Raw genomic sequence first — 24,983 nt, 5'->3', positions numbered from 1 at the left:
TCAAATGACGAGTGACAAAGAGCAAGGGCTTGCCAGACGAACCCTTCGGGCAGCATTTGGCTGGCTTTTCTGCCGCGTTATCGTCCGTTTATGTAGAATAACTACACTGCACGGACTTTGCCTTGCATAAAAGCCAGCCACATTGCTGCAAAAATAACCCTGAAACGTCAACAGGCCCTAATAACTGACTATTTAAAATAAAAATGCCACAGTCTGGTGTGGCATTACATATTGGTCTTATTAGCGCATAAGTTTGTTTTTATTAAACAATATTATTGCTCAGTTGTTGCCTCTTGTGGCTCACTTGCTGCTGATTCTATTTCTGCAGCCGCAGCAAGTGCTGCGATCTTGGCGCGTTCAGCCTTAGAGATATAGCCAGATTTTGCGGGTGCGCCAATGGTGGCTGGATCGACTTTATTCAGTCTGGCTTTAGCACGTTTCGCAATTTTTTTGATGATCTTTTGTTTCTTGTTCATAAAGTCTCTAATGTCGTTCGCACCCGCTAAGCGCAGGAATATGAGGCCAATGGCTCAATTGAGGTCGAATTCTAACTTAAATCGCGCAAACTGACCATGTTTTGCTGTATTTTGTGCCGTACTATCGGCATTTTGACTGGATAAATAGAGGGATTAACCTTGTTAACTGACATCACTTTTTTTGAACGCTTTGAACACGATATTTTGATGGGCAAGAAAACGATTACGTTACGTAATGAAGCTGAATCCCATGTGATACCAGGGCAAATCCTCCCTGTGTCGACCTTTGAAACTCATCGTTGGTTTTGTGACATCCAAGTGTTGGAGGTAATGCCAATAACATTGTCTGGACTCACAACACTGCACGCCCAACAAGAAAATATGACCTTACCCGAACTGCACCAGGTGATTGCCGAGATTTATCCCGGCCTTGAACAGTTATATATGATCCGTTTTAAGGTGCTAACAAAATAATAAAGGCTGCGATGCAGCCTTTTTAATGAGTGATGTCAAGCTATCCCGTCATATCATGCTTTGGCTGTCCACGGTAAGAGTTTTTGGGCGATACGATTCGATTCGCCAAGTCGGACTGCGGCGCGGTAACGCATTCTATAGAGGAGTTGATAACACAATGGCACCAAATATAGGCTAGTTACGGTTGAGAAAGACAAGCCGCCAATAATGGCAATTGCCATCGGATAATATGGCGGGCCGCCGCCACCAATTTGGGTATCGCCCATCGCCAGTGGCACTAAACCTAGTACGGTTGTTCCTACTGTCATCAGTACCGGGCGCAAACGGGTAATACACACTTCGCGAATGGTGTCCGACAGCTTATCGAGATCGGGTGTCATTTGGTTGATTTGATCGACCAAGACGATACCGTTATTTACCACGATGCCCATTAAAATCAGGATACCGATCATCGCCATGACCGACATAGGCGTGCCTGTGAGCAGCAACGCCCAAAACACACCCGTTATCGAGAAGAGGATTGAGGTAATAATGGCCGTCGGTAATAACAAGGACTCAAATAGTGCCGCCATCACGATGTAAATCATAGCGATAGCAAGTAACATATTGATTGCCATGATACTTTGGTCTTCATCTTGGCGTTCAAAACCGCCCCGTAGCGAATAGTTATAGCCATCAGGAAAACGCACATTCTCCATCACTTGTTTGATCTTAGTTTGGGCTTCCTCTGTGGTGAGATTATCTAAGTTCGCCCCGATAGAAAGCGAAGTTTGGCGATTATAGTGCTTGATGGTATCGAACCTAGGTTGGATCTCGATACTGGCAAGGTTATCAAGGGTATACAAACGTTGGTCGATACGCACGATCGGCAGTTGTTTTAGCTTCTCGAGGGATTTTTGCCATTCCTTCTCATAGGCCATTTCGATACGCAGTTCCCCATTAGGATCGTGCCTAAATGAGCGTAGCGGTGAGCCGCGCAATGCCATTGAGATGCTAGAAGCTACTTCGTTGAGTTTTAAATCCAGTCGTGCCGCCATCTGACGATTTATGCGGATCACGACTTCCTGCTGCGCGCCGTTTACTTCGGAGCGCACATCCACTAACCCTTTAATATTGGAGAGTAAGGGTAATACTTGCTCACTCAAATGGATAAGCTCTGAAGTGGAGCGACCAGTGAGCGTGACGCGTACGCCCGAGTTATCATTGCCCCAGCCAAATTGAGGCTTAGCAATAGAGAATTTAGGAAAACCGCTGCGGATTTTCTTCTTTAATTCATCCAGTGGCATGGGCAAGTCTTTTTTCAGCAAAATCACCGAAGAGGCATCGTCGGGCGCATAGTAGCTATACACTGAGTCGATATGGAATTCCTCTTTATTATTATAAAGATACTCTTCCATTTGGCTCACCATTGCCTCGGTCACATTGAGGTTATGGCGACCCTCCACTTGGTAGTTGACGTAAATGCGCTCCTTGCTTTGGCTGTCCTCCTGATCCTGCTTAACCATCGATAGCGGCAGGGCGGTGGATACTAAAATCGCCACCGAAATTAGACCTGAACGCCAAGGACGCAGTAGCACCCAATTGAGGCTACGGTTGTAGAAGTTTTGCAACTTACCTGGCGCTTTCTCTGGCGTGATATCGAAGTGGAACTTAGTTAACATCAATGGAATTAATGTTTTAGCCACTAACAGTGAGGCCGCCAGCGAAATACAAATCGCAATCGCCACATGCTCAAGGAAGATGGTGAGCTCGACTTTAACCCCAAAGATGTTGGGTAAAAATACGATAGCCGTGGTCATAGTGCCCGCAAGTACGGCAAGACTGACCTTATCGACCCCTGTCATGACCGCATTTTCATTGTCTTGAACACTCTTAGTATTTTTGCCTTGTTTCTCCTGCAGCACACTCTCGGTGACCACGACCGCATTATCGATAAGCATACCGACCGCCAATAACAGTCCCATCATCGACAGAATGTTTAAGCTGTAACCCAGCAGATACATGGCGGCCAGTGTCATACCTATCGAAATCGGCACAGATGACACCACAATCAAGGTCATCTTGAAGTTTCTCAGGAATAAATACAGGACGATAAAAGACAGCAAGGCGCCGATTAATCCCGACAGCAGCAGATCCGAGAGAGAGGATTTTACCCCAGAGGCTTGATCTTCCATGATAAACAAGCGGATACCTTGGAATTGTTGATCTTGCTTGGCAAGCTCAATCACCTTTAATACCCGATCAGACACTTCCACTAAGTTGGCGCCGGATTCTTTAAACACATCCAGACCCACGGCGTAATGCTTATCTAAGTGACGACCTTCGACCCGTTCAGGTAGCGCAAATTGCACATCGGCAACGTCACCTAAGGTCAGCCCTGGTAATAATACTAGGGCTTTAATGTCCTCTAAATTACGAAATTCGCCCTTAGGAGACACCTGATAAACCAGATTACTTTCCCTTAAGGTGCCAGCGCTGAGTACAAAGTTTTCGCGGCCGAGACGTGTCTGTAACTCGGTTGCCGAATAACCACTAGCGGCAAGACGGTTGGCATTGATCCTGACCTCAATCTGCTTTTGCTCAACCCCATAGAGATTGACTTTAGACACCCCTTCGACCCGCTCCAGCGGGCGCTTAAGCTGCTTATCAAGCAAGTCGAATGCGCCAGAAAGCTCGCGGTCGCTCGAAATCCGTATGGTCAATACTGGCATATCGGCGGTGGAGAATTGGCGGATAAACACCCGCTCAACATCCTTGGGCAATAAGTGCCGCACCGCATCGATTTTTTCCCGCGCTTCTAAGCTCTTAGTGGCAACGTTTTCGCCCCATTTCATATTGATTTCGATTTCCGCCCCCTCTTGGGAGGATTCGGATTCGAGCTCATCGATACCGCCCATAGTGGCGAGGGACTCTTCGAGCACCTTAGTGATATCGCGCTCGACTTCCGCTGGGGTTGAGCCTTTGTAAGGCACTTGCACTACGATTTGCGGAATATCGATGCCAGGGAACATTTCGAGCGGCAGTAGGCGGCTAGAAGCCAGACCAAACAGCAAGATAGCAAAGAAAAACATGCTGGTGGTGACTGGGCGTTTTATCGCTAAACGGGTGAGGTTCATAGGCGAGCCTCCGCGGTTTCTGCCGTGTTGTCTTGCGCTGTGGCGGTATGTTCAAACTTTTTACGGTCAAACAGGGCGTAGAGCACTGGGATAACAATCAGGGTCAACAGGGTCGAGAGGCTCAGACCAAAGATCACGGTAATCGCCATCGGTGCACGGACTTCTGAGCCATCGCCTAGCCCTAATGCCATAGGGAGCAGACCTAGTACAGTGGTGAGCGTTGTCATCATAATCGGGCGAAGACGGGATTTCGCTGCGACTTTTATGGCTTCAAGCTTCTGCACGCCCTCAGCACGTAGTTGATTTATTCTATCCACTAATACAATGGCATTATTGACGACGATCCCCGCCAGCATGATAAGGCCAATAAAGACCACCACGCTTAGATGGGTTTGGGTGATATAAAGACCAAGCACACTTCCAGCCAGTGCCATTGGTACAGCGAATAAAATGAGCAATGGATGCAGCAGTGACTCAAATTGGCTTGCCATCACGAGGTATACCAAGAACACAGCTAGGATCAATGCAATTTTTAGTGATTGGAATGAATGCTCCATTTCCTCATTCTGGCCACCGAAACGGGCTTGCACCGACGCTGGCAATACCTGCGTAGACAGGATTTGCTGTGCCTGGGCTACGGCATCACTTAAGTCGCCGTAGGCAAGGTTTGCCGATACCAAGGCCACCCTTTGTTGACTGATACGGTTAATCGCCGATGGGCCTAATTGCAGTGATACTTCTGCTACTGCACTAAGGGCTATGGGTTGGGAGCTGTCAGGGTTGATAATTAACCTCAGATCTGGTTAAGCCAGCACTAAATTAGAGCTATCTAACAGTTCAAGCTCCTGAGCTGTTAGATTTAACGATGGCTTTTCTTCTTTTAAACAATATGCAATCAATCCACCAAGTAGATTGAGCATGAACCCATGCTCGCTGCGGTGTCTTGAGTGTTCAATATAGGAAATGTTCTTCAATTGGTCATTCACTGTTTCAATGATGAATCGCTTTTTTAAGATTGCTCTATCCCATAGAGAAATAAACTTTTTCTTCATGTTCTTACGAACTGTGGTGATTAACTCAACGCCCTTTTCCAAAAGCTCACCTGTTAGGGCTTGGCTAATATAGCCTTTATCACCATAAAGCTTACCAAAAAGAGACTCAGCCATTTCACTGACAGGTTGCCTGTCATCGACATTACCTTTCGTCAGTTTTAACGCTACAATTTCACCCAAGTGATTGATAATAAGATGCAGTTTAAATCCAAACGACCAGCCCATAGTTCCCTTTCCATGTTCGGCAATGCCTTCAAAAACCTTATTTCGCTTCGCTCGAATAATATGACAGACTTCAATTTTAGTGGAGTCGACAAACTGAATTCCCGTTGGCTTTCCAAGCTTTGAAGTCAGATAGCTACACATAGGGACAACGACGCTAGGCATTAATGCAAGGAAACGAGTGTAGCTCAACAACTCTGGAAAATAGGGTTTTAGCTGGCGACAAACATAGTGCAGATAATAATTTTTGAAATCTCGGTAATGTGATTGATGGAAATGAATGATAATGGTCATCACTTCTGCGGGAGAAAGGCGACAAGGTCTATTACGCTTCATTTCACCATTATCAAGCAATAAGCGTTGCCAATGTGGGATAAATAACTGACAGAAATCATCGACATCACAGTAAGTTTCAACTAGTTTGTTCATGCTCGTTCCTTTTTCTAATCACTCTTGGTCGAATGATCGGATCAGGGAACGAGCATTTAGTTCCTTTTGGGAGCTAAATTCTTATCCGAAGCTCAGGTTAATTAAGGTATCGATGTCGCTAATTTGATCCCGCTCATCCAGTTGACTCCGAACGAGAATATCAATCTTGCGATCACGAACCGTATATTGACTGGCGACAGTGCCACCAACACGTTGGGCAATGCGATTGGCAACCGTCGGGGCATCCATTCCTAATGCGGCTAAACGAGCATGATCGAAACGGATGCTCAATTCTGGCTGACCATCACGCAGGCTAGTATTTACATCGGCAAAGCGATCAGATGCTGACAACGCCTTAACAAGGTTATCGGCACTGCGTTTTAGTAAGGTTAAATCGTAGCCTGTTAGCTCAATCTCCAATGGCGTCTTAAAGCTAAAGAGTTCAGGTTGCTCGATTTTTGCCTCAAGCTCGGGGATGCGGCGCGCCGTGTCTCGTAGCACTTGCGTCACCTGATGATAGGCGTTGTGATCTCCAAGTACGACCTGTAATCTGCCCCAGTTTTCGCCGCCACGAGCGGTATCTGAGGTCATTAACCCTCCGCTGCCCGCTTGGCTGTAGGCATGTTTCACTTCTGGTCTGTCTTTAATCGACATCGCCAGTTGTTGCAAAACCCTATCGGTTTCACCCACAGCTGTGCCAGGTGGTAGCAGTATTTCAACATAGAATTCCCCTTGGTTCATCGGTGGAATTAATTCCATTCCTAAACGGGGAAGCAAGCTAATACAGGCACCCGTGATCCCAATCGTCAGTAGTAACGTCATGATTTGCTTACGCAGCGCCAAAGCCAGTAGCTTATGGTAAATAGACTCGATACTATGGTACACAACATTAAAGCCATTGCTCAGCGGGCGCATCACTAAGCCAAACAACCACGAAAAGAAGCGGCCAATAATCAACACTAAGGTGAGTAAGGCACTCGGCAAGTAACTAAATAGCAACACAATCGGGAAGGAGAACACCGTCGCACTATAGTGTTTTAATTTGCCAAGTTTAGTGGTCGGTTTTTCCTTCGGCGTTTTATTCATGAGCTCCGGCAAAGCTTTAAATCCTTCCCGTGAGGCCAGCATCGGAATCGAGGTTAAGGCAACTAGCAAGGAGGCCAAGAGCGCAAAGGTCACCGTTAAGGCTTGATCTGAAAAGAGGGCGCCAGCAATCCCATCGACAAAAACTAAGGGAACAAACACCGCGAGCGTCGTCATTGTCGAGGCGAAAATCGCGCCAGCGACCTCCTTAGTACCCGTGACCGCAGCATCCAATTTACTCATGCCTTCACTGCGACAGCGGTCGATGTTTTCGAGTACCACAATCGCGTTGTCAACCAACAGACCAATCGCCAGCGCAATACCACCTAATGACATGATGTTTAAGCTGATATCGGCAAAGTACATCATGTTAAAGGTAGCGATCACCGAGAAGGGGATTGAGATAGAGATAATCAGCGTCGGGATAATATTGCGCAGGAACAGATAAATCACCAGCATGGACAAAATGCTGCCTATTAACGCTGAAGAGGTCACTTCACTGACGGCACTTTCGATAAATTCTGATTGATCGTAAATCACTTCCAGTTTGTTCTGCTGAGGATCTTTGTTGATCTTCAATAGCTCATCGCGCAATTTTTTGGCAACGGCGACCGTGTTTGCATCACCTTCCTTATAAATAGCCAGTTCTATCGATTCTTGGCTACCGATACGGGTGATATCGCTGCGCTCTTTAAAGGCATCGGTAATCGTAGCGACTTCAAATAGACGTACTAAGGTTTGTGCGTCGCGATAGACGATCACATGCCCTAGTTCTTCCAATGAATTGAATTGGTTAAGGGTTCGTACCAGATATTCGCGGTCGCCTTGGATCACTTTGCCCGCAGATAAGTTGATGTTTTCCTCGTTGATGCGACGCTTAATGTCATCGGCATTTAAATTGAGTTGGGATAATTTTTCCTGATTGAGCTGAATATGCACTTCCTGTTCTAAACCGCCGGATAAACGCACAGCGGCAACCCCAGAAAGAGCCTCTAGGCGGCGCTTAAGCTCTTCTTCTGCGTAGGTGCGCATCTGTTTGAGCTCTGTCTCAGTGGCATTTGGTACAGACAGCGCTAGGCGCATGATAGGATCAAGGTTGGGGTTAAAGCGCAGTAGTAATGGCTTTTTAACATCAAGCGGCAGGGCGATAGTGTCGAGTTTTTCACGCACATCGAGACTTGCCATATCCATAGTAGTGCCCCATTCAAACTCGAGTACCACATCGGACATGCCTGAGCGAGAAATAGAGCTGATCTTACGTAAGCCTTTCACCACACCGACGGCTTCTTCAATGGGTTTTGAGACCAGCTGCTCCACTTCAACGGGCGCAGCACCGTCGTACATGGTGCGGATCGTCAGGGTAGGATAGCTTAAATCGGGCAGGAGTTTTACCGCTAAGCGCGAAAACCCGACCATACCGAATAACATAATGGCCAGCATGAACATCCATACCGTGACTGGCCGTTTAACTGAGGTGCTAATGATTGACATGAAAGACTCCTATCAGTTCTTCGCTGAGGCCAAATCGAGTGGGGTAATGACTTCAACTAAGGACTGGTCTTTCAAATTTTGCTGACCACGGGTAACGACGAGTTCGCCAGGCTTGATACCAGAAACAATTTCAATTAAATCACCTTCGCGGTATCCGATTTGAACTTCGCGACGGTTAGCATTGGTGCCGTCAATGACGTACAAGGCTTGCTTATTATCTTGATTGATTAAGGCGCTGTAGGGCACGGTAATCACATTTTCATGGGTGTCATATTTTAATTCGACCCGAGTGAACATCCCCGCTTTTAGGCGGGCGTCTTGATTTGGTACGGCCAAGGTGACTTTAAATGTGCCGCTTTGTGGATCCACCACAGGGCTGATACGTAGCACAGTTGCATGGATAGCATTTTTACTCTGTTGATTGCTAAATACTTGAGCCTCTTGGCCTAAGCGCAAACTGGTTAATTGCTGCTCTGGTAGATGCACAATGCCGTGCAATTCATCTTGGTTAACGATATAAAACAATTCGCCATACTCTTTAGCCATATTGCCCGCTTTTACATACCGCTTGGCAATAATGCCATCAATGGGCGAAACCACATGGCTTTCCTTCACTTGTAGTTCGGCAAGATCCCGTCTAGCAATAGCTGCTTGCAAGTTGTATTCAAGCTTGGCCATAGAGTCAGCGCTAACAAATTCTTTATTATTCATTTTCTTTAAGCGGTTTAACTCTTGCTCAATGATTTTAACTTCCGCTTCGGAACGATCTAAATCATATTGCTGACGTTTGGCATCAATAACCGCTAGTATTTGTCCTTTTTTAACGCGGTCGCCTTCTTCCACATTAATGGCTTCGATTAGGCCAGCGATTCGACTGACAACATTCGCCTCCTGTGGGGCTTCAAGGGTGGCCGTAGTACTGTAAAAAGAAGAGACATTACCCTGAATCACGGTCGTCGTTTCAACGGGAATAGCATATTTTTCTTCTTTTTTAGCTACTTCCTCTTCACCACAAGCCGCCAACATTGACACTAATAAAACGGGTAGGGCGAACTTAATCATTTTAGACTTTTCCATAAGAACTGTTACCTATTGTTTGAATATAATGATGCTAATAAGCATAAAACGTGCCATTTATTAAGTTACTGTTTTTATTTGTTAATTATTATTTTTGACGATTTTGCGCTAAGATGAATACGCCAGATGTAGCTAAAAAGTTTAAAAAGTGATGAAAAATGCTAAATAAGTTTTCATCGTGGGGCAAGAAGCATGTCATCGGGTGAGGGGCTACTGACTTAGTAGAACATGCCTAGAGTTAGAGTGAGATAAATGGCAATAAAAAAGCGCCCTTGAGGGCGCTTTGAATCGATAAATGCAGTGTTTAGCGTTTATCTAGGTCGATGAAGTCACGCGCAGTCTCGCCAGTATAAAGCTGACGTGGACGGCTGATCTTGTGACCAGGTTGATCCAACATTTCTTTCCAGTGAGCAATCCAACCCACAGTACGCGCTAATGCGAACAGTACAGTGAACATGCTGGTAGGAATACCAATGGCTTTCATGATGATGCCTGAGTAGAAGTCGACGTTTGGATAGAGTTTCTTCGAAATGAAGTACTCATCTTCCAGCGCAATACGCTCAAGTTCCATGGCGACATCTAATAATGGATCTTGTACTTTTAGCTCTTTTAACACTTCGTGACAGGTTTCACGCATCACTTTGGCACGTGGGTCAAAGTTTTTGTAAACACGGTGACCAAAGCCCATCAGACGGAATGGGTCGTTCTTGTCTTTCGCACGGGCAATGAATTCAGGAATACGGTCTACTGAACCGATTTCCTCTAACATTTGTAGACAAGCTTCGTTCGCGCCGCCGTGTGCAGGGCCCCATAGAGAAGCAATACCCGCAGCGATACACGCGAATGGATTCGCGCCTGAAGAACCGGCTAAACGTACGGTTGACGTTGACGCGTTTTGTTCGTGATCCGCATGAAGAATGAAGATACGGTCCATAGCACGTTCAACAATTGGGTTTACCTTGTACTCTTCACAAGGAACGGCAAACATCATGCTTAAGAAGTTGCCTGCATAGCTTAAGTCATTACGTGGATAAACGAATGGCTGGCCTGAAGAGTACTTGTAGCACATAGCAGCAATCGTTGGCATTTTGGAGACTAGGCGATAAGCGGCGATTTCGCGGTGGCGAGGATCGTTGACATCGAGTGAGTCTTGATAAAATGCAGACAATGCACCAGTAACACCACACAACATCGCCATAGGATGAGCATCACGACGGAAGCCTCTAAAGAAGAAGGCGATTTGCTCATGCACCATAGTGTGGGTTTTGACTGTGTGTACAAATTCAGCATATTGCTCTTTTGTCGGCAGTTCACCGTAAAGCAGCAGATAACACAGGTCTAGGTAATCGGAGTCAACGGCAAGTTGCTCGATTGGATAGCCGCGGTGTAACAATATACCTTGATCACCATCAATATAGGTAATTGCAGATTCGCAGGAGGCTGTCGCAAGAAAACCCGGATCAAAGGTGAAGTAACCTTTGCTGCCAAGTTTACTGATGTCGATTACGTCAAAACCAGCGGATCCTTGCTTTACTGGCAACTCTATCGAGTCATTCCCTGGTAATTCTAATTTGGCTTTTAAATCAGCCATACCCCGTTCTCCTTACTTCGTTCTTATCTGTGAGTGCGGCATGTCAAACCGCCATTACTTTACAGCCATTGTAGATCACATTTCAATTTAAATAAGCGTTTAAATTTGTTAGACCATGGTATAAAACGCTTTACTTTCCTTGCTACAGCTGGCACTTACGCGAAAATTTTCCTAAAAAAACAAAATTTGCATTCTGTGATGTTTGTATTTGACATTTCCCGCGAGTATACTTGCCTCCGCCTAATAATGGCTGCAAACGATGATGTTAAAGCACCCTTTGTTTACATGTTAAATGAGTGAGTGTTCAAATAGTTATCTGTTTGTTTAAACTTTGCTTTTGTGTTTACTTTTGCGGTGATTAATCACTCAGTTTAAAGTTTGTACAAAAGCGGTTCACATAACAAAAAAAATGCTCAATGGAGCTGAGTGAGCAGAACGTGAAAAAGCAAAGACCTGTCCATTTAGATCTGCAGACCATTCGCTTTCCTGCAACAGCGATTGTGTCAATTCTTCACCGTGTATCCGGTGTCATCATGCTGTTCGCTGTTGGCATTCTTATTTGGTTGCTAAATTCATCTTTAGCCTCCGCTGAAAGTTTCGCAGGCGTTCAATCTCTGTTTGATAACTTTGTTGTGAAGTTCATCATTTGGGGCATTTTGACTGCTTTGACCTTCCATTTATTCGGTGGCCTGCGCCACTTAGTGATGGATACTGGTCGTTGGGAAGAGTTGGCTTCGGGCACCGCCTCAGCGAAAGCTGTATTTGTGTTAACGGTAGCCTTTTCAATTTTAGCGGGGTTATGGGTATGGTAACCAATGCAGCAAGTTTTGGACGCAGTGGTGTTCATGACTTTATTCTACTACGCGCTAGTGCAGTAATCCTCGCCTGTTACACCATTTTCATGGTTGGCTTTATTGCATGTAGTTCCCCTCTCACCTATGACGTGTGGCATGGCCTCTTCAGTGCTCTGCCAATGAAAGTGTTTACACTGCTCGCGTTAGTTGCATTGCTTGTTCACGCTTGGATTGGTGTATGGCAAGTATTGACGGATTACGTCAAGTGCACATCGTTACGCGGTGTTTTACAGTTCACCTTTGTCGTTACCGTTTTCTGCTATTTAGCGGCCGGCATTGTTATTGTGTGGGGTGTCTAAGTGAGTATTCCAGTACGCGAATTTGATGCTGTAGTGATAGGCGCCGGTGGTGCAGGTATGCGTGCAGCACTACAGATTTCTAAAGAAGGTAAGAGCTGTGCGCTTTTATCTAAAGTATTCCCAACCCGTTCTCATACTGTGTCTGCGCAGGGTGGTATCACCGTTGCGCTGGGTAACGCCCATGAAGACCATTGGGAACAACACATGTACGATACCGTAAAAGGTTCCGACTTTATCGGCGACCAAGACGCTATCGAATTTATGTGTCAAACCGGCCCAGAAGCCATTATTGAACTTGAGCACATGGGGTTACCATTCTCTCGTTTCGAAAATGGTAAGATTTACCAACGTCCTTTTGGTGGTCAATCTAAAAACTTCGGTGGTGAACAAGCGGCTCGTACCGCAGCAGCGGCAGACCGTACCGGTCACGCACTGCTTCACTGCTTATACCAACAGAACGTAAAACACAAAACCCAAGTGTTCTCTGAATGGTATGCCCTCGATTTAGTGAAGAACCAAGACGGTGCCATCGTAGGTTGTACTGCGATTGAAATCGAAACTGGTGAAATCGTTTACTTCAAAGCCAAAGCCACTGTATTAGCTACAGGTGGTGCTGGTCGTATCTACGCTTCTACCACTAACGCTCACATTAACACTGGTGACGGTGTCGGTATGGCAATGCGTGCTGGCGTTCAGATGCAAGATATGGAAATGTGGCAATTCCACCCAACTGGTATCGCTGGTGCGGGTGTACTTGTGACAGAAGGTTGTCGTGGTGAAGGTGGTTACCTGCTAAACAAAGACGGTGAGCGTTTTATGGAGCGTTATGCACCAAACGCGAAGGATTTGGCATCTCGTGACGTAGTTGCACGTTCTATGATGACCGAAATCCGTGAAGGCCGTGGTTTAGATGGTCCATTAGGCCCACACTGCTTACTGAAACTCGATCACTTAGGTAAAGAGACTTTAGAAGCCCGTCTACCTGGCGTGTGTGAATTATCTCGTACCTTCGCTCACATCGATCCGGCTGATGGTCCGATCCCTGTTCTGCCAACTTGTCATTATATGATGGGGGGTCTGCCAACTAAGGTGAGCGGTCAGGTTATTCGTAAGAATGCTGACGGCACTGAGCAAGACGTAGTGGGTCTGTTTGCTGTAGGTGAGATTGCCTGTGTGTCTGTACATGGCGCGAACCGCTTAGGCGGTAACTCATTGCTAGATTTAGTGGTCTTTGGCCGTGCAGCAGGTCAACACTTAGGCAAAGCGCTCGATGAGACTGCCGATCCTAAGGATGCGACTGATGCTGATATTCAAGCTTCTCTGGCACGTTTACAACGCTGGGAAAACAATAAAGATGGCGAAGATCCTGTGCAAATCCGTAAGGATTTACAACTTTGCATGCAATTAAACTTCTCTGTATTCCGTCGTGGCGATGCCATGGCTGAAGGTTTAGAGCAGTTAAAAGCCATCCGTAAGCGTTTAGAAAATGCTAAATTGTCTGATAACTCTCGTGAGTTTAACACCCAACGTATCGAGTGTTTAGAATTAGACAACTTGATGGCGACGGCGATTGCTACCGCTTATGCTGCTAACTTCCGTACAGAGAGCCGTGGTGCTCACTCACGTGAAGACTATTTAGAGCGTGACGATGAAAACTGGCTATGCCACAGTTTGTTTGACCCTGTGACTGAAACCATGGACCGTCGTGCTGTGAATATGGCGCCTAAGTTGCGTGAAGCTTTCCCGCCGAAGAAACGTACCTACTAGTAGGAGTTGCAAAGATGAAATTGGAATTTGCAGTTTATCGCTACAATCCTGATGTAGATACAAAGCCTTACATGCAGGATTACAGCCTTGAAGTGGCTGCTGGCACTGACATGATGGTGCTCGATGCACTGATCAAGTTAAAAGAACAAGACCCAACCTTAGTGTTCCGTCGCTCTTGCCGCGAAGGTGTTTGTGGCAGCGATGGCCTGAACATGAACGGTAAAAACGGTCTGGCTTGTATTACCCCAATCTCTACTTTTAAAGGTAAGAAGTTGGAAATCCGTCCACTGCCAGGTATGCCAGTTGTACGTGATTTAGTGGTTGATTTAACTCAGTTCTACAAGCAATACGAGAAGATTAAACCCTTCCTTATCAACGATGATAAGCAGCCTGCTCGTGAACATTTACAGTCACCTGAACAACGTGCCCATTTAGATGGTCTTTATGAATGTATCATGTGTGCCTGTTGTTCAACGGCTTGTCCATCATTCTGGTGGAATCCTGATAAGTTTATCGGTCCTAGCGGTCTGCTGCATGCTTACCGTTTCTTGATCGACAGTCGCGATACAGCAACAGAAGAACGTCTTTCTGAGCTGGACGACGCCTACAGCGTATTCCGTTGCCACGGCATCATGAACTGCGTTGACGTTTGTCCAAAAGGACTTAATCCGACCAAAGCAATCGGTCATATTAAGTCAATGCTGCTTAAGAGAGCGGTGTAATGCGAGAACCTGAGCTGAAATCAATAATAATATAGCTCTCAAAGAGTCACTTTCTGGGCATAGAAGGTGGCTCTTTTGTGTATGTAATGGAAGACAACGCGCCGTGAAATCTGGATATTCTAGGGGCGGCAGAAATTATGTATCAAAGGTCCTGACCTGAGATCACATAAAAAAACTATGGCTAAGCACGTGTATAAAGTTTGAAAGGAATAGAAATGCACCAAGGCATCATGAAAGCCTGGCTCGAATCATCTCACTTAAGTGGTGCAAATTCGACCTACGTAGAAGAGATGTATGAAGCCTATCAAGAAGACCCTCAGTCAGTTTCTGACGATTGGCGTGCGGTTTTTGATAATCTCCCTCCGGTGAACGGTGCCTCTAAAGACGCGCCAGAAGCGGCCCACTCAAAAGTACGTGATTATTTTCGCAGTTTAGCGATGGAAGGACGTCATAAGAGCGCAGCTCGTGTGACCGATCCTGAGTTGGATGCTAAGCAAGTTAAAGTGCTACAGCTAATCAACGCCCACCGTTTCCGTGGTCACCAAGGTGCTAACCTTGATCCATTAGGTTTGTGGAAACGTGAACCTGTCGCAGATTTAGATCCCGCATTCCACGGTTTAACCAAAGAAGACATGGAGCGTGAGTTCAATACTGGCTCATTCGCCCATGGCGGCGAAACCATGAAGTTGGCTGATTTAGTCAAAGCGCTAAAAGCCACTTACTGTGGTTCTATCGGCGCCGAATACATGCATATTACCGACACCGATGAAAAGCGTTGGATCCAACAACGTCTCGAACCGTCCTTAGGTAAAGCTAACTACGATAAAAACGTTAAGACCCGCATTCTTGAAGGCCTAAATGCTGCTGAAGGCATTGAAAAATACTTAGGTGCTAAATTCCCTGGTGCGAAACGTTTCTCGTTAGAAGGCGGTGATGCACTAGTACCTATGATGCGCGAAATTATTTATCGTGCAGGTGAAGCGGGCACTAAAGAAATCGTCGTCGGTATGGCTCACCGTGGTCGTTTGAACGTCCTTGTGAACGTATTAGGTAAGCGTCCTGCTGAACTGTTTGATGAGTTTGCGGGTAAGCATGCTGATACTCATGGTTCTGGTGACGTGAAATACCACCAAGGTTTTTCATCTGACTTTGAAACACCGGGTGGCAATGTGCATTTAGCGCTGGCCTTTAACCCGTCTCACCTTGAAATCGTTAACCCTGTGGTTATGGGGTCTGTACGTGCTCGTCAAGACCGCCGCGGTTGTAAAGATGGTTTACAGGTGATGCCAATCACTATCCACGGTGACTCTGCCATTACTGGTCAAGGTATCGTACAAGAGACATTCAACATGTCTCAGACCCGTGGCTTTAAAGTGGGTGGTAGTATCCGCATCGTTGTCAACAATCAAGTGGGCTTTACCACTTCAAATCACCACGATGTGCGTTCAACTGAATACTGTACTGACATCGCTAAGATGGTACAGGCGCCGATTTTCCACGTAAATTCAGACGATCCAGAAGCGGTTGCCTTCGTTGCGCAGTTGGCCGTTGATTACCGTAACGAATTTAAACGTGATGTGGTGATTGATTTAGTGTGTTACCGCCGTCATGGCCACAACGAAGCTGATGAGCCAAGTGCAACTCAGCCACTGATGTATGCCAAGATCAAGAAACACCCAACGCCACGTAAGATTTACGCTGACAAACTGATCGCAGAAAACACCATTGCTGCCGATGATGTGACTAGCATGATCAACACTTATCGTGATGCCTTAGATCAAGGTGATTGCGTAGTGAAAGAATGGCGTCCAATGACACTGCACACCGTGGATTGGACTCCTTACATTGGTCGCGAATGGGATGAAGCCTATGACGCTTCACTGCCTATCGAACGTTTGCAGAAACTAGCCGATAAATTGAGCTACGTGCCTGAAAGCCATTCACTGCAATCCCGTGTTGCTAAGATTTATAGTGACCGCGTCGCGATGGCAAAAGGTGAGAAGTTACTCGACTGGGGCTTTGCTGAAACCTTAGCTTACGCAACGATTCTTGAAGATAAACAACGTGTTCGTATTACTGGTCAAGACTCTGGTCGTGGAACCTTCTTCCACCGTCATGCGGTTCTGCACAACCAAAACGATGCGACTACGTATTTACCACTGCGTAATATTGCCGAAAACCAAGGCCCAATCGACATCACTGACTCAGTATTGTCTGAAGCGTCAGTACTCGCCTTCGAATACGGTTATGCAACAGCGGAACCCGGCGGTCTGGCGATTTGGGAAGCTCAATTCGGTGACTTTGCCAACTGTGCGCAAGTGGTTATCGACCAGTTCTTGTCCTCTGGTGAGCAGAAGTGGGGCCGTTTATGCGGTCTTACCATGTTGTTGCCTCACGGCTACGAAGGCCAAGGTCCAGAACACTCAAGCGCCCGTTTAGAGCGTTTCTTGCAGTTATGTGCTAACCACAATATGCAAGTGTGTGTGCCATCAACACCAGCTCAGGTTTACCATATGCTGCGTCGCCAAGTGGTGCGCCCAATGCGTCGTCCACTGGTGGTTATGTCACCTAAATCATTGCTACGTCACCCATTAGCGGTTTCTAGCATGGAAGAATTGGCTAATGGCAGCTTCCAAAACGTGATCGGTGAAATCGATACGTTAGAGGCGAGCAAGGTCGATCGCGTGGTGTTCTGTAGCGGTAAGGTATACTTCGAGCTGCTGGAAAAACGCCGTAAAGAAAATATCAATAACGTCGCAATAATCCGTGTCGAACAGTTATATCCGTTCCCGCATGAAGAAATGGTTGCAGCCTTAGCTGATTACCAACATGTGAAGGATTTTGTATGGTGTCAGGAAGAGCCGCAAAACCAAGGTGCTTGGTACTCTAGCCAACATCACTTCTGGGCTGCTATCCCTGCGGGTGCAAAACTGACCTATGCTGGCCGTGAAGCGTCTGCTGCACCAGCTTGTGGTTACCCAGAGCTGCATGCTCACCAACAAGAATCTTTAGTGAACAGTGCGTTAAAGCTCTAATTGATAAGACTGTAGTCATAGACATTTTATAAAAAGGATCGTTTTTCATGAGTATCGAAATCAAGGTACCCGTACTGCCAGAATCTGTTGCCGACGCAACTATCGCCACTTGGCACGTAAAAGTGGGTGAACAAGTTTCTCGTGATCAAAATCTGGTTGATATTGAAACTGACAAAGTGGTGCTAGAAGTGGTTGCACCAGAAGATGGTCATATTGGTGAATTTCTATTCCACGAAGGCGACACCGTTCTGGGCGAGCAAGTGATTGCTAAGTTCATTGCTGGCGCGGTTTCTGGACAAGAAGTGACTAAAGCGCAAGCTGAAGCTGCTGCACCTGCTGCTGCGACAGAAGAGTCTAACGATGCGTTAAGCCCATCAGTACGCCGTTTACTGGCTGAACACAATGTTGATGCTAGCAAAGTGAAGGGCACTGGTGTGGGTGGACGTATCACTAAAGAAGACGTTGAAGCCTTTATCAAGTCTGCACCTAAAGCGGCAGTAGCACCTGCGGCTCCTGCGGTACAACCTTTAGCGGCGGGTCGCAGCGAGAAACGTGTACCAATGACACGTTTACGTAAGACTATCGCTAACCGTTTATTAGAAGCGAAAAACTCTACCGCAATGCTCACGACCTTCAACGAAGTGAACATGAAGCCCATCATGGATATCCGTAAGCAGTATCAAGATATCTTTGAAAAGCGCCACGGTATCCGTTTAGGTTTCATGTCTTTCTACGTTAAAGCGGTAACTGAAGCCTTGAAACGCTTCCCTGAAGTGAACGCGTCAATCGACGGTGACGACATCGTTTATCACAACTATTTTGATGTGAGCATCGCAGTATCTACACCACGTGGTCTGGTAACACCAGTGCTGCGTGACACCGATACCATGAGCTTGGCTGATATCGAAAAAGCAGTACGCGATCTGGCGATTAAAGGCCGTGATGGCAAGCTGACTGTGGCGGATATGACTGGCGGTAACTTCACTGTGACTAACGGTGGTGTATTTGGCTCGTTAATGTCTACCCCAATTTTAAACCTGCCACAAAGCGCGATTTTAGGCATGCACGCCATTAAAGATCGCCCAATGGCAGTCAATGGTCAGGTTGAAATCCTGCCCATGATGTACCTAGCTCTCTCATATGACCATCGTATTATTGATGGCCGTGAGTCAGTTGGCTTCTTAGTCGCCATTAAAGACTTCTTGGAAGACCCAACTCGTCTGCTGCTTGATCTGTAATCCAACTCAATAAACGATTCAGTTTAAAGAGTTTATTAAAGACAAAAGTAAGACATACCCTCGTGACTGGTCCAAACGGGCCAGTTGGATTTGATTAGAAGTATACGGATAGATCATCATGAATTTGCATGAGTATCAGGCAAAATCCTTATTTGCCGAATATGGTTTACCAGTGTCAGAAGGTTTTGCTTGTGATACAGCCCAAGAAGCTGTAGAAGCAGCTGGCCGTATTGGCGGAAATTTATGGGTTGTTAAGTGTCAAGTACACGCAGGCGGCCGCGGTAAAGCGGGTGGCGTTAAAGTCACTGGCGATAAAGAAGAAATCAGAGCCTTTGCCGAACACTGGTTAGGCAAAAATCTGGTGACTTATCAAACAGATGAGAAAGGTCAGCCAGTTGCTAAAATTTTAGTAGAAAGCTGCACCGACATCGCTAACGAACTGTACTTAGGTGCAGTAGTTGACCGTAGCACCCGTCGTGTGGTGTTTATGGCATCAACTGAAGGCGGTGTTGAGATTGAGAAAGTGGCCGAAGAAACGCCAGAACTCATTCACAAAGCGATCATCGATCCCCTGACGGGTCCTCAGCCATACCAAGCGCGTGATCTTGGCTTCAAACTGGGCTTAAACCCAACTCAAATGAAGCAATTCACCAAGATTTTCATGGGTCTGGCAACGATGTTCGTTGATCACGATTTCGCACTGCTGGAAATCAACCCACTGGTTATCACCACTGAAGGTAACCTGCACTGCTTAGACGGCAAAATTGGTATTGATGGCAACGCACTGTTCCGTCAACCAAAAATCAAAGCAATGCACGATCCATCACAGGATGACGCCCGTGAAGCTCACGCTGCAATGTTCGAACTGAACTATGTTGCGTTGGACGGAAACGTAGGTTGTATGGTGAACGGTGCTGGTCTGGCGATGGGTACGATGGACATCGTTAACCTGCACGGTGGCAAGCCAGCTAACTTCCTCGACGTAGGTGGTGGCGCGACGAAAGAACGTGTTGCTGAAGCATTCAAGATCATTCTGTCTGATAGCAATGTGAAAGCCGTTCTGGTTAACATCTTCGGTGGTATCGTACGTTGTGACATGATCGCAGAAGGTATCATTGGCGCGGTTAAAGAAGTTGGCGTTAAAGTTCCAGTTGTAGTGCGTTTAGAAGGTACTAACGCTGAATTAGGCCGTGAAGTATTAGCTAAATCAGGTCTTGATATCATTGCAGCTAACAGTCTGACTGATGCGGCTGAGCAAGTAGTTAAAGCTGCGGAGGGCAAATAATGTCTGTATTAATTAACAAAGATACCAAGGTAATTTGCCAAGGCTTTACCGGTGGTCAAGGTACTTTCCACTCTCAACAAGCTATCGATTACGGTACGCAAATGGTCGGTGGTGTATCTCCAGGTAAAGGCGGCAGCGAGCACTTAGGTCTGCCAGTGTTCAACACTGTGAAAGACGCTGTGGCTGCGACTGGCGCAACGGCTTCTGTTATCTACGTTCCAGCGCCTTTCTGTAAAGACGCTATCCTCGAAGCTATCGACGGTGGTATTGAGCTTATCGTTTGTATCACTGAAGGTATCCCAACACTGGATATGCTGGAAGTGAAAGTGAAGCTAGAAGAAACTGGCGTTCGCATGATCGGTCCAAACTGCCCAGGTGTTATCACCCCAGGTGAATGTAAGATTGGTATTATGCCAGGTCACATCCACTTAAAAGGTAAAGTGGGTATCGTTTCTCGTTCTGGTACGCTGACCTATGAAGCGGTTAAGCAAACCACTGACGAAGGTTTCGGCCAATCTACTTGCGTAGGTATTGGTGGTGACCCAATCCCAGGCACTAACTTCATCGACGTATTGGAAATGTTCCAAAACGATCCACAGACTGAAGCCATCGTAATGATTGGTGAAATCGGTGGTACTGCTGAAGAAGAAGCGGCGGCATACATCAAAGCTAACGTGACTAAACCAGTTGTTTCTTACATCGCGGGTGTTACTGCTCCTGCGGGTAAGCGTATGGGTCACGCGGGTGCAATTATCGCTGGCGGTAAAGGTACTGCTGCTGACAAATTTGCTGCATTAGAAGCAGCGGGCGTGACCACTGTCCGCTCGTTAGCGGATATCGGCAAAGCGCTGCGTGCTAAAACCGGTTGGTAATCTAACCGTTAACACACGAAAAGGCGCCTAAGGCGCCTTTTTTATTGTGCATCTGTTAGCCAGTGCTCTGGTGGAAGTGTGAGAATGGACAAAGCTAACACCATGCAGGCTAGCATTTTAGTTGGCAAAGGGTTAGATTGGGGTTCTCTACTGGGCGTCATAATCTGATTGACGTGCAAATGTATCCGTAGAGCCACAACCCTAAGCCTTACGCTTATGGCACCATGGCTGTTCAGCTATAAATCTTGTACTTAATTATCACACGATTGCGGCATTAAGCTGCGAGCGTATTTTTTATTGGCTTATCCCATTGGGGGAGGATAAGCCCAGAGCAGATGGCTAACCCTAAGGGGCATCTATTTACATGAGGGAAAGACTGTGAAAACGCCAAAGATTATTATTTCAGAAATCGATTTAGAAAGACTCGAGCGTCTGCTGGAGTCATTACCTGCGAATGCATTTCCGGGACGTGCAGCATTGGAGGCGGAACTCGACCGAGCAGACATTGTGCCCGCAGCGCAGATGCCCGCTAATGTGGTGACGATGAATTCTGAAGTGAAATTTAGTGTGTCATCCAGTAACGACACTTTTTGTTTGCGTTTAGTTTATCCTAAGGATGCGACGGGTGAGGGCACCATTTCCATACTCGCTCCCGTAGGCAGCGCCTTATTGGGCTTATCACAAGGTGATGAAATCGAGTGGCCAGGCCCTGGGGGCTCAATGGTCAAAGTCCGTATTGAAGAAATTGTTTATCAGCCAGAGCGTAACGGTGATTTTCATCGTTAGTCGCTTAGCTGGACATGAGTGAGTATATAGAGGGCAATATGAAGGAAGCCAATATGATTATACAGACAGAGCGTTTAATTCTTAGACCTTTTACCGAGCAGGATATCGATGCCCTCTATTTGATGAACAGTAACTCTGCGATGTTGAAATATATTCCAACCGAGCCTTTTACTGAGCGTGAGCAAGCTCGTGAACTGTTCCACAATGTGATCCTTCAGGATTACCAACAGCGGGGATTTGGCCGCTGGGCTGTTGAGCATAAGGCTGATAGCAAGGTGATTGGTTTTTGTGGGCCAAAATTTATTCCTGAGTTTAACGAAGTCGAAATTGGCTATCGTTATTTTCCTGAATATTGGGGCAAAGGCATCGGTACCGAAGCTGCTCAAGCAGCAATCAGCGTGTTCCCGCAGTTTGGTATTACGCAAATCATCGCTTTGATCTTAGAGGGGAATTTAGGTTCTGAAACAGTGGCTAAACGCATAGGAATGCATTGGCGTGAACCTAGCGAGTTTATGGGGTATAAAGTCAACGTCTACGCAAAAACTTTATAACTAACCATTTGTATTTTAATAAAAAACCAGCCGATGGCTGGTTTTTTATGATATAGCTTACAGCTAAGACACTATTGAAATATGCCTTCGAGCGAACTTATTCGTCGTTATGATCACAGGTGTCATTTGTGCAATGGCCGTACAAATATAAACTGTGGTTTGTCAGCTTAATATTATGTTTACTAGCCAATTCTTCTTGACGACGTTCGATCACTTCATCTGAAAATTCAATTACTTTACCGCAAGACAGGCAAACTAAGTGATCGTGGTGATGCTGAGTCGATAACTCGAACACGGCTTTACCACTTTCAAAGTGGTGACGACTGACTATGCCGGCATCATCAAACTGGTTTAATACACGGTAAACTGTCGCTAGACCAATTTCTTCGCCTAAATCGAGTAGTTTCTTATATAAGTCTTCTGCACTGATATGTTGGTTTTCAGGTCCTTGCATCAGTTCTAGGATCTTGACTCGTGGCAGGGTGATTTTCAAACCGGCTTTTTTTAGCGCTTGATTTCCATCTGTCATTGCTAATCTCTTGATTGCAGAACCAATAGGTTCATCCGTGGATAGTGATTGCCATTATAGAGGCTCAAATTAAAAACTTAAACCTTTGTTCTAGCTTTATGGGGCTATATGCAGATAAATTGTGTTACTGAGCGTGAAATCGCAATAAATTGCGGCAATTCAAGCATAGTTTTTGTAAGGTTATACCAAGGAATAATGTTCAGGATGCGAAAAATTCGGGACAATAAATAGAATAATTACAATAAAAGGAAACAGTATGTACAAACATATTGTGGTATTAACTGGCGCGGGTATTTCTGCCGAGTCGGGATTACGAACTTTTCGCGATCAAGATGGATTGTGGGAGGAGCATCATATTGAAGATGTAGCCACCCCCGAAGGTTATGCCCGAGATGCCGAGCTTGTTGAACGTTTCTATAACAGCCGTTGGGAGCAGTTACACAGTGGTACTGTGATGCCTAATGCGGCTCATGAAGCGTTAGCCAAGTTAGAGGCTGAGTTTTCTGGACAGTTATTGGTTGTCACCCAAAATATTGATAATTTACATGAGCGGGCTGGATCGCGTCGCTTACTGCATATGCATGGGGAATTATCTAAAGGCCGCTGTCCTCGCTCCCGTCAGACCTTTTTATTAAGAGAACCCTTTGGGGTAAACAACTGTTGTACGTGTTGTATTCCTGCACAAAGGTTACGTCCCCATGTGGTGTGGTTTGGTGAAATGCCGTTAGGCATGGATAGAATTCACGATGCGCTCGATAATTGTGATTTATTTATCGCCATTGGTACCTCGGGCACGGTATATCCCGCAGCGGGTTTTGTTGACACGGCCAATCATCATGGGGCGCAAACTGTCGAGGTTAATTTACAATCGCCCGATAGACACAGCCAGTTTCAATATCATTTAACCGGTAAGGCAGGGGAGTTGGTGCCTAAATTAGTCGATACTATACTCTCAGGCAAAGTGATTGGCTCCGATTTAGCCGAGTCTGATTTAAAAGAATGAGCAACGAGCCCATGGCGCAAAAACTGGCGATTATCATGCGTGGCTTGCCGGGCTGCGGTAAATCCTATTGGGTTGAACAGTTTGTCGCTAATCTGCCGTTAGAATATGCGCTGCGCGTCCGTCAAGGTGGTATTTTCTCGACCGACAGTTTTTTCTACGAGGGAGAGGTGTATCGATTCGATGCGAAAAAACTTTCCGAATACCATCAACGTAATTTAACTGCATTTATTCAAGCACTCAGCAATGCCCAGCCTGTGGTGATTTGTGATAATACTAATCTCTGCCGCTGGGAGTACATGGCTTACGAGGCCGCAGCCAAAGCCCTTGGCTATCAAGTGCGAATTATACTTGTTGGTAATCCATCAGATCCTGTTCATCAAAAACTGTGTGCTGAACGTAATCGTCACGGTGTGCTGTTAACTCAAATTCGCAGGATGGCAAAACAATTTGAGGATTGTTAACTTTCCTTTGTTTGTCATCTTTTGGTGTTATCTTCGATTCAAAATTAATGTCCAAGCCCCTGAGTAAGAGTTTCATAAGCTTGATCTTAATGACAGTTTCCCTTTTATTTGTCGATTATACTACGGCGAGTTAGTTCCTCTGGAGTGTACCTTGTTAACAAAACTGCTGCTCACCCTCGCCGTCATCATTATGGCGATTTTGCTGCTCGCTAAACGTAAGCCTGGTGTGGTTCAAGCGTCATTACAAAATACGCCTGTGTTACCGAGTCTATTGCGGCGCTACGCTTTGAGTGGGGTATTTTTACTGCTGGGGCTTTGTGTTTTAAGCTACAGTGTGTGGTATTGGCACGATCAGCATAAAGTGGTGACCGTGACAATTGTATCCCCATCGGGTGACAGTTTCGGTGTTTATCATGCCCGTAAAGGCGATATCTCAGAAGCAAAGATGGTCACGGTTGAGGGGGTACATATTCGTTTTTCAAATGCTGAGCGACTAGAGATCCTCGAAGACTAAGGCATATTTATTTTACGAATTTATCTCTCCCGCCTTTTCATTGCGAAGTTATGCGT

Annotated in this window: 21 protein-coding genes and 1 pseudogene; 14 read left to right on the top strand and 8 right to left on the bottom strand. The window is 46.1% G+C overall.

Annotated elements, in window-relative coordinates; translation table 11 throughout:
* Positions 1–272: 272 nt before the first annotated feature.
* Positions 273–476: a DUF2986 domain-containing protein gene (locus FJD32_RS13675; RefSeq protein ID WP_037425629.1), complete on the bottom strand. Its 204-nt coding sequence runs from the start codon at positions 474–476 to the stop codon at positions 273–275.
* A 159-nt stretch (positions 477–635) separates the two neighbouring features.
* Between FJD32_RS13675 and yqfB the strand changes: the two genes are divergently transcribed.
* On the top strand, positions 636–950 hold the full coding sequence (gene yqfB, locus FJD32_RS13670) for a N(4)-acetylcytidine aminohydrolase (RefSeq protein ID WP_082389657.1): 315 nt from the start codon (positions 636–638) through the stop codon (positions 948–950).
* A 53-nt stretch (positions 951–1,003) separates the two neighbouring features.
* Here yqfB and FJD32_RS13665 read toward each other — a convergent pair whose 3' ends face one another.
* The 6 genes and pseudogenes from FJD32_RS13665 to FJD32_RS13640 all read right to left on the bottom strand — a co-directional run bounded on the left by FJD32_RS13665 (position 1,004) and on the right by FJD32_RS13640 (position 11,011).
* Entirely contained in the window at positions 1,004–4,066 is a 3,063-nt protein-coding gene (locus FJD32_RS13665) for an efflux RND transporter permease subunit (protein WP_088585730.1), read from the bottom strand.
* Positions 4,063–4,851 (bottom strand): efflux RND transporter permease subunit, encoded by a 789-nt coding sequence (locus FJD32_RS13660; RefSeq protein WP_258195971.1) that lies wholly within the window; start codon positions 4,849–4,851, stop codon positions 4,063–4,065. Before FJD32_RS13660 ends, FJD32_RS13665 begins: the two co-directional genes overlap by 4 nt.
* Positions 4,852–4,869: 18 nt before the next feature.
* Positions 4,870–5,769, bottom strand: a complete 900-nt coding sequence (locus tag FJD32_RS13655) for an IS982 family transposase (RefSeq protein WP_088585327.1) — start codon at positions 5,767–5,769, stop codon at positions 4,870–4,872.
* 99 nt (positions 5,770–5,868) lie between these two features.
* Positions 5,869–8,343 (bottom strand): annotated as a pseudogene (locus FJD32_RS13650) (efflux RND transporter permease subunit); the annotation flags it as partial.
* A gap of 12 nt (positions 8,344–8,355) precedes the next feature.
* Positions 8,356–9,420 carry an efflux RND transporter periplasmic adaptor subunit gene (locus FJD32_RS13645; protein ID WP_037417471.1) on the bottom strand — a complete coding sequence of 355 codons (1,065 nt, stop codon included), beginning with the start codon at positions 9,418–9,420 and terminating at the stop codon, positions 8,356–8,358.
* 304 nt (positions 9,421–9,724) lie between these two features.
* Positions 9,725–11,011 (bottom strand): citrate synthase, encoded by a 1,287-nt coding sequence (locus FJD32_RS13640; RefSeq protein WP_088585728.1) that lies wholly within the window; start codon positions 11,009–11,011, stop codon positions 9,725–9,727.
* A gap of 416 nt (positions 11,012–11,427) precedes the next feature.
* On the opposite strand from FJD32_RS13640, the gene sdhC reads away from it, so the two are divergent.
* The 10 genes from sdhC (at position 11,428) to FJD32_RS13590 (ending at position 22,420) form a co-directional block, all read left to right on the top strand.
* Positions 11,428–11,823, top strand: a complete 396-nt coding sequence (gene sdhC / locus FJD32_RS13635) for a succinate dehydrogenase, cytochrome b556 subunit (RefSeq protein WP_037417467.1) — start codon at positions 11,428–11,430, stop codon at positions 11,821–11,823.
* The gene (gene sdhD, locus FJD32_RS13630) at positions 11,817–12,164 is read left to right on the top strand and encodes a succinate dehydrogenase, hydrophobic membrane anchor protein (protein ID WP_011622411.1); all 348 of its coding nucleotides are present in this window, start codon (positions 11,817–11,819) and stop codon (positions 12,162–12,164) included. Before sdhC ends, sdhD begins: the two co-directional genes overlap by 7 nt.
* Complete coding sequence (sdhA, locus tag FJD32_RS13625; protein WP_047536607.1) at positions 12,165–13,931, top strand: succinate dehydrogenase flavoprotein subunit; 1,767 nt, start codon at positions 12,165–12,167, stop codon at positions 13,929–13,931.
* 14 nt (positions 13,932–13,945) lie between these two features.
* Complete coding sequence (locus FJD32_RS13620; protein WP_037417461.1) at positions 13,946–14,653, top strand: succinate dehydrogenase iron-sulfur subunit; 708 nt, start codon at positions 13,946–13,948, stop codon at positions 14,651–14,653.
* Positions 14,654–14,868: 215 nt separating this feature from the next.
* Positions 14,869–17,688: a 2-oxoglutarate dehydrogenase E1 component gene (sucA, locus tag FJD32_RS13615; protein WP_037417459.1), complete on the top strand. Its 2,820-nt coding sequence runs from the start codon at positions 14,869–14,871 to the stop codon at positions 17,686–17,688.
* A 47-nt stretch (positions 17,689–17,735) separates the two neighbouring features.
* On the top strand, positions 17,736–18,926 hold the full coding sequence (odhB, locus tag FJD32_RS13610; RefSeq protein ID WP_037425611.1) for a 2-oxoglutarate dehydrogenase complex dihydrolipoyllysine-residue succinyltransferase: 1,191 nt from the start codon (positions 17,736–17,738) through the stop codon (positions 18,924–18,926).
* Between the two features lie 118 nt (positions 18,927–19,044).
* Positions 19,045–20,211 (top strand): ADP-forming succinate--CoA ligase subunit beta, encoded by a 1,167-nt coding sequence (sucC, locus tag FJD32_RS13605; protein ID WP_037417455.1) that lies wholly within the window; start codon positions 19,045–19,047, stop codon positions 20,209–20,211.
* Entirely contained in the window at positions 20,211–21,083 is an 873-nt protein-coding gene (gene sucD / locus FJD32_RS13600) for a succinate--CoA ligase subunit alpha (RefSeq protein WP_037417452.1), read from the top strand. Before sucC ends, sucD begins: the two co-directional genes overlap by 1 nt.
* A gap of 378 nt (positions 21,084–21,461) precedes the next feature.
* Entirely contained in the window at positions 21,462–21,869 is a 408-nt protein-coding gene (gene rnk / locus FJD32_RS13595) for a nucleoside diphosphate kinase regulator (protein WP_037425608.1), read from the top strand.
* 53 nt (positions 21,870–21,922) lie between these two features.
* A complete protein-coding gene (locus FJD32_RS13590; RefSeq protein WP_037425716.1) occupies positions 21,923–22,420 on the top strand; it encodes a GNAT family N-acetyltransferase in 498 nt (165 codons plus the stop codon).
* A 97-nt stretch (positions 22,421–22,517) separates the two neighbouring features.
* Here FJD32_RS13590 and fur read toward each other — a convergent pair whose 3' ends face one another.
* On the bottom strand, positions 22,518–22,949 hold the full coding sequence (fur, locus tag FJD32_RS13585) for a ferric iron uptake transcriptional regulator (protein WP_037417447.1): 432 nt from the start codon (positions 22,947–22,949) through the stop codon (positions 22,518–22,520).
* 256 nt (positions 22,950–23,205) lie between these two features.
* On the opposite strand from fur, the gene cobB reads away from it, so the two are divergent.
* From cobB to FJD32_RS13570, 3 genes are all read left to right on the top strand, one after another.
* Complete coding sequence (gene cobB, locus FJD32_RS13580; protein ID WP_037425606.1) at positions 23,206–23,952, top strand: Sir2 family NAD+-dependent deacetylase; 747 nt, start codon at positions 23,206–23,208, stop codon at positions 23,950–23,952.
* 11 nt (positions 23,953–23,963) lie between these two features.
* On the top strand, positions 23,964–24,413 hold the full coding sequence (locus FJD32_RS13575) for an ATP-binding protein (protein ID WP_037425713.1): 450 nt from the start codon (positions 23,964–23,966) through the stop codon (positions 24,411–24,413).
* A gap of 151 nt (positions 24,414–24,564) precedes the next feature.
* Positions 24,565–24,927, top strand: coding sequence for a hypothetical protein (locus tag FJD32_RS13570; RefSeq protein WP_069454771.1), 363 nt, complete (start codon positions 24,565–24,567; stop codon positions 24,925–24,927).
* Positions 24,928–24,983 lie beyond the last annotated feature (56 nt).

Source organism: Shewanella sp. LC6, assembly GCF_006385735.2.
GTDB lineage: Bacteria > Pseudomonadota > Gammaproteobacteria > Enterobacterales > Shewanellaceae > Shewanella > Shewanella xiamenensis.
Note: the sequence above shows the minus strand (reverse complement) of the source record. Positions and strands in the feature narration are given on the sequence as shown.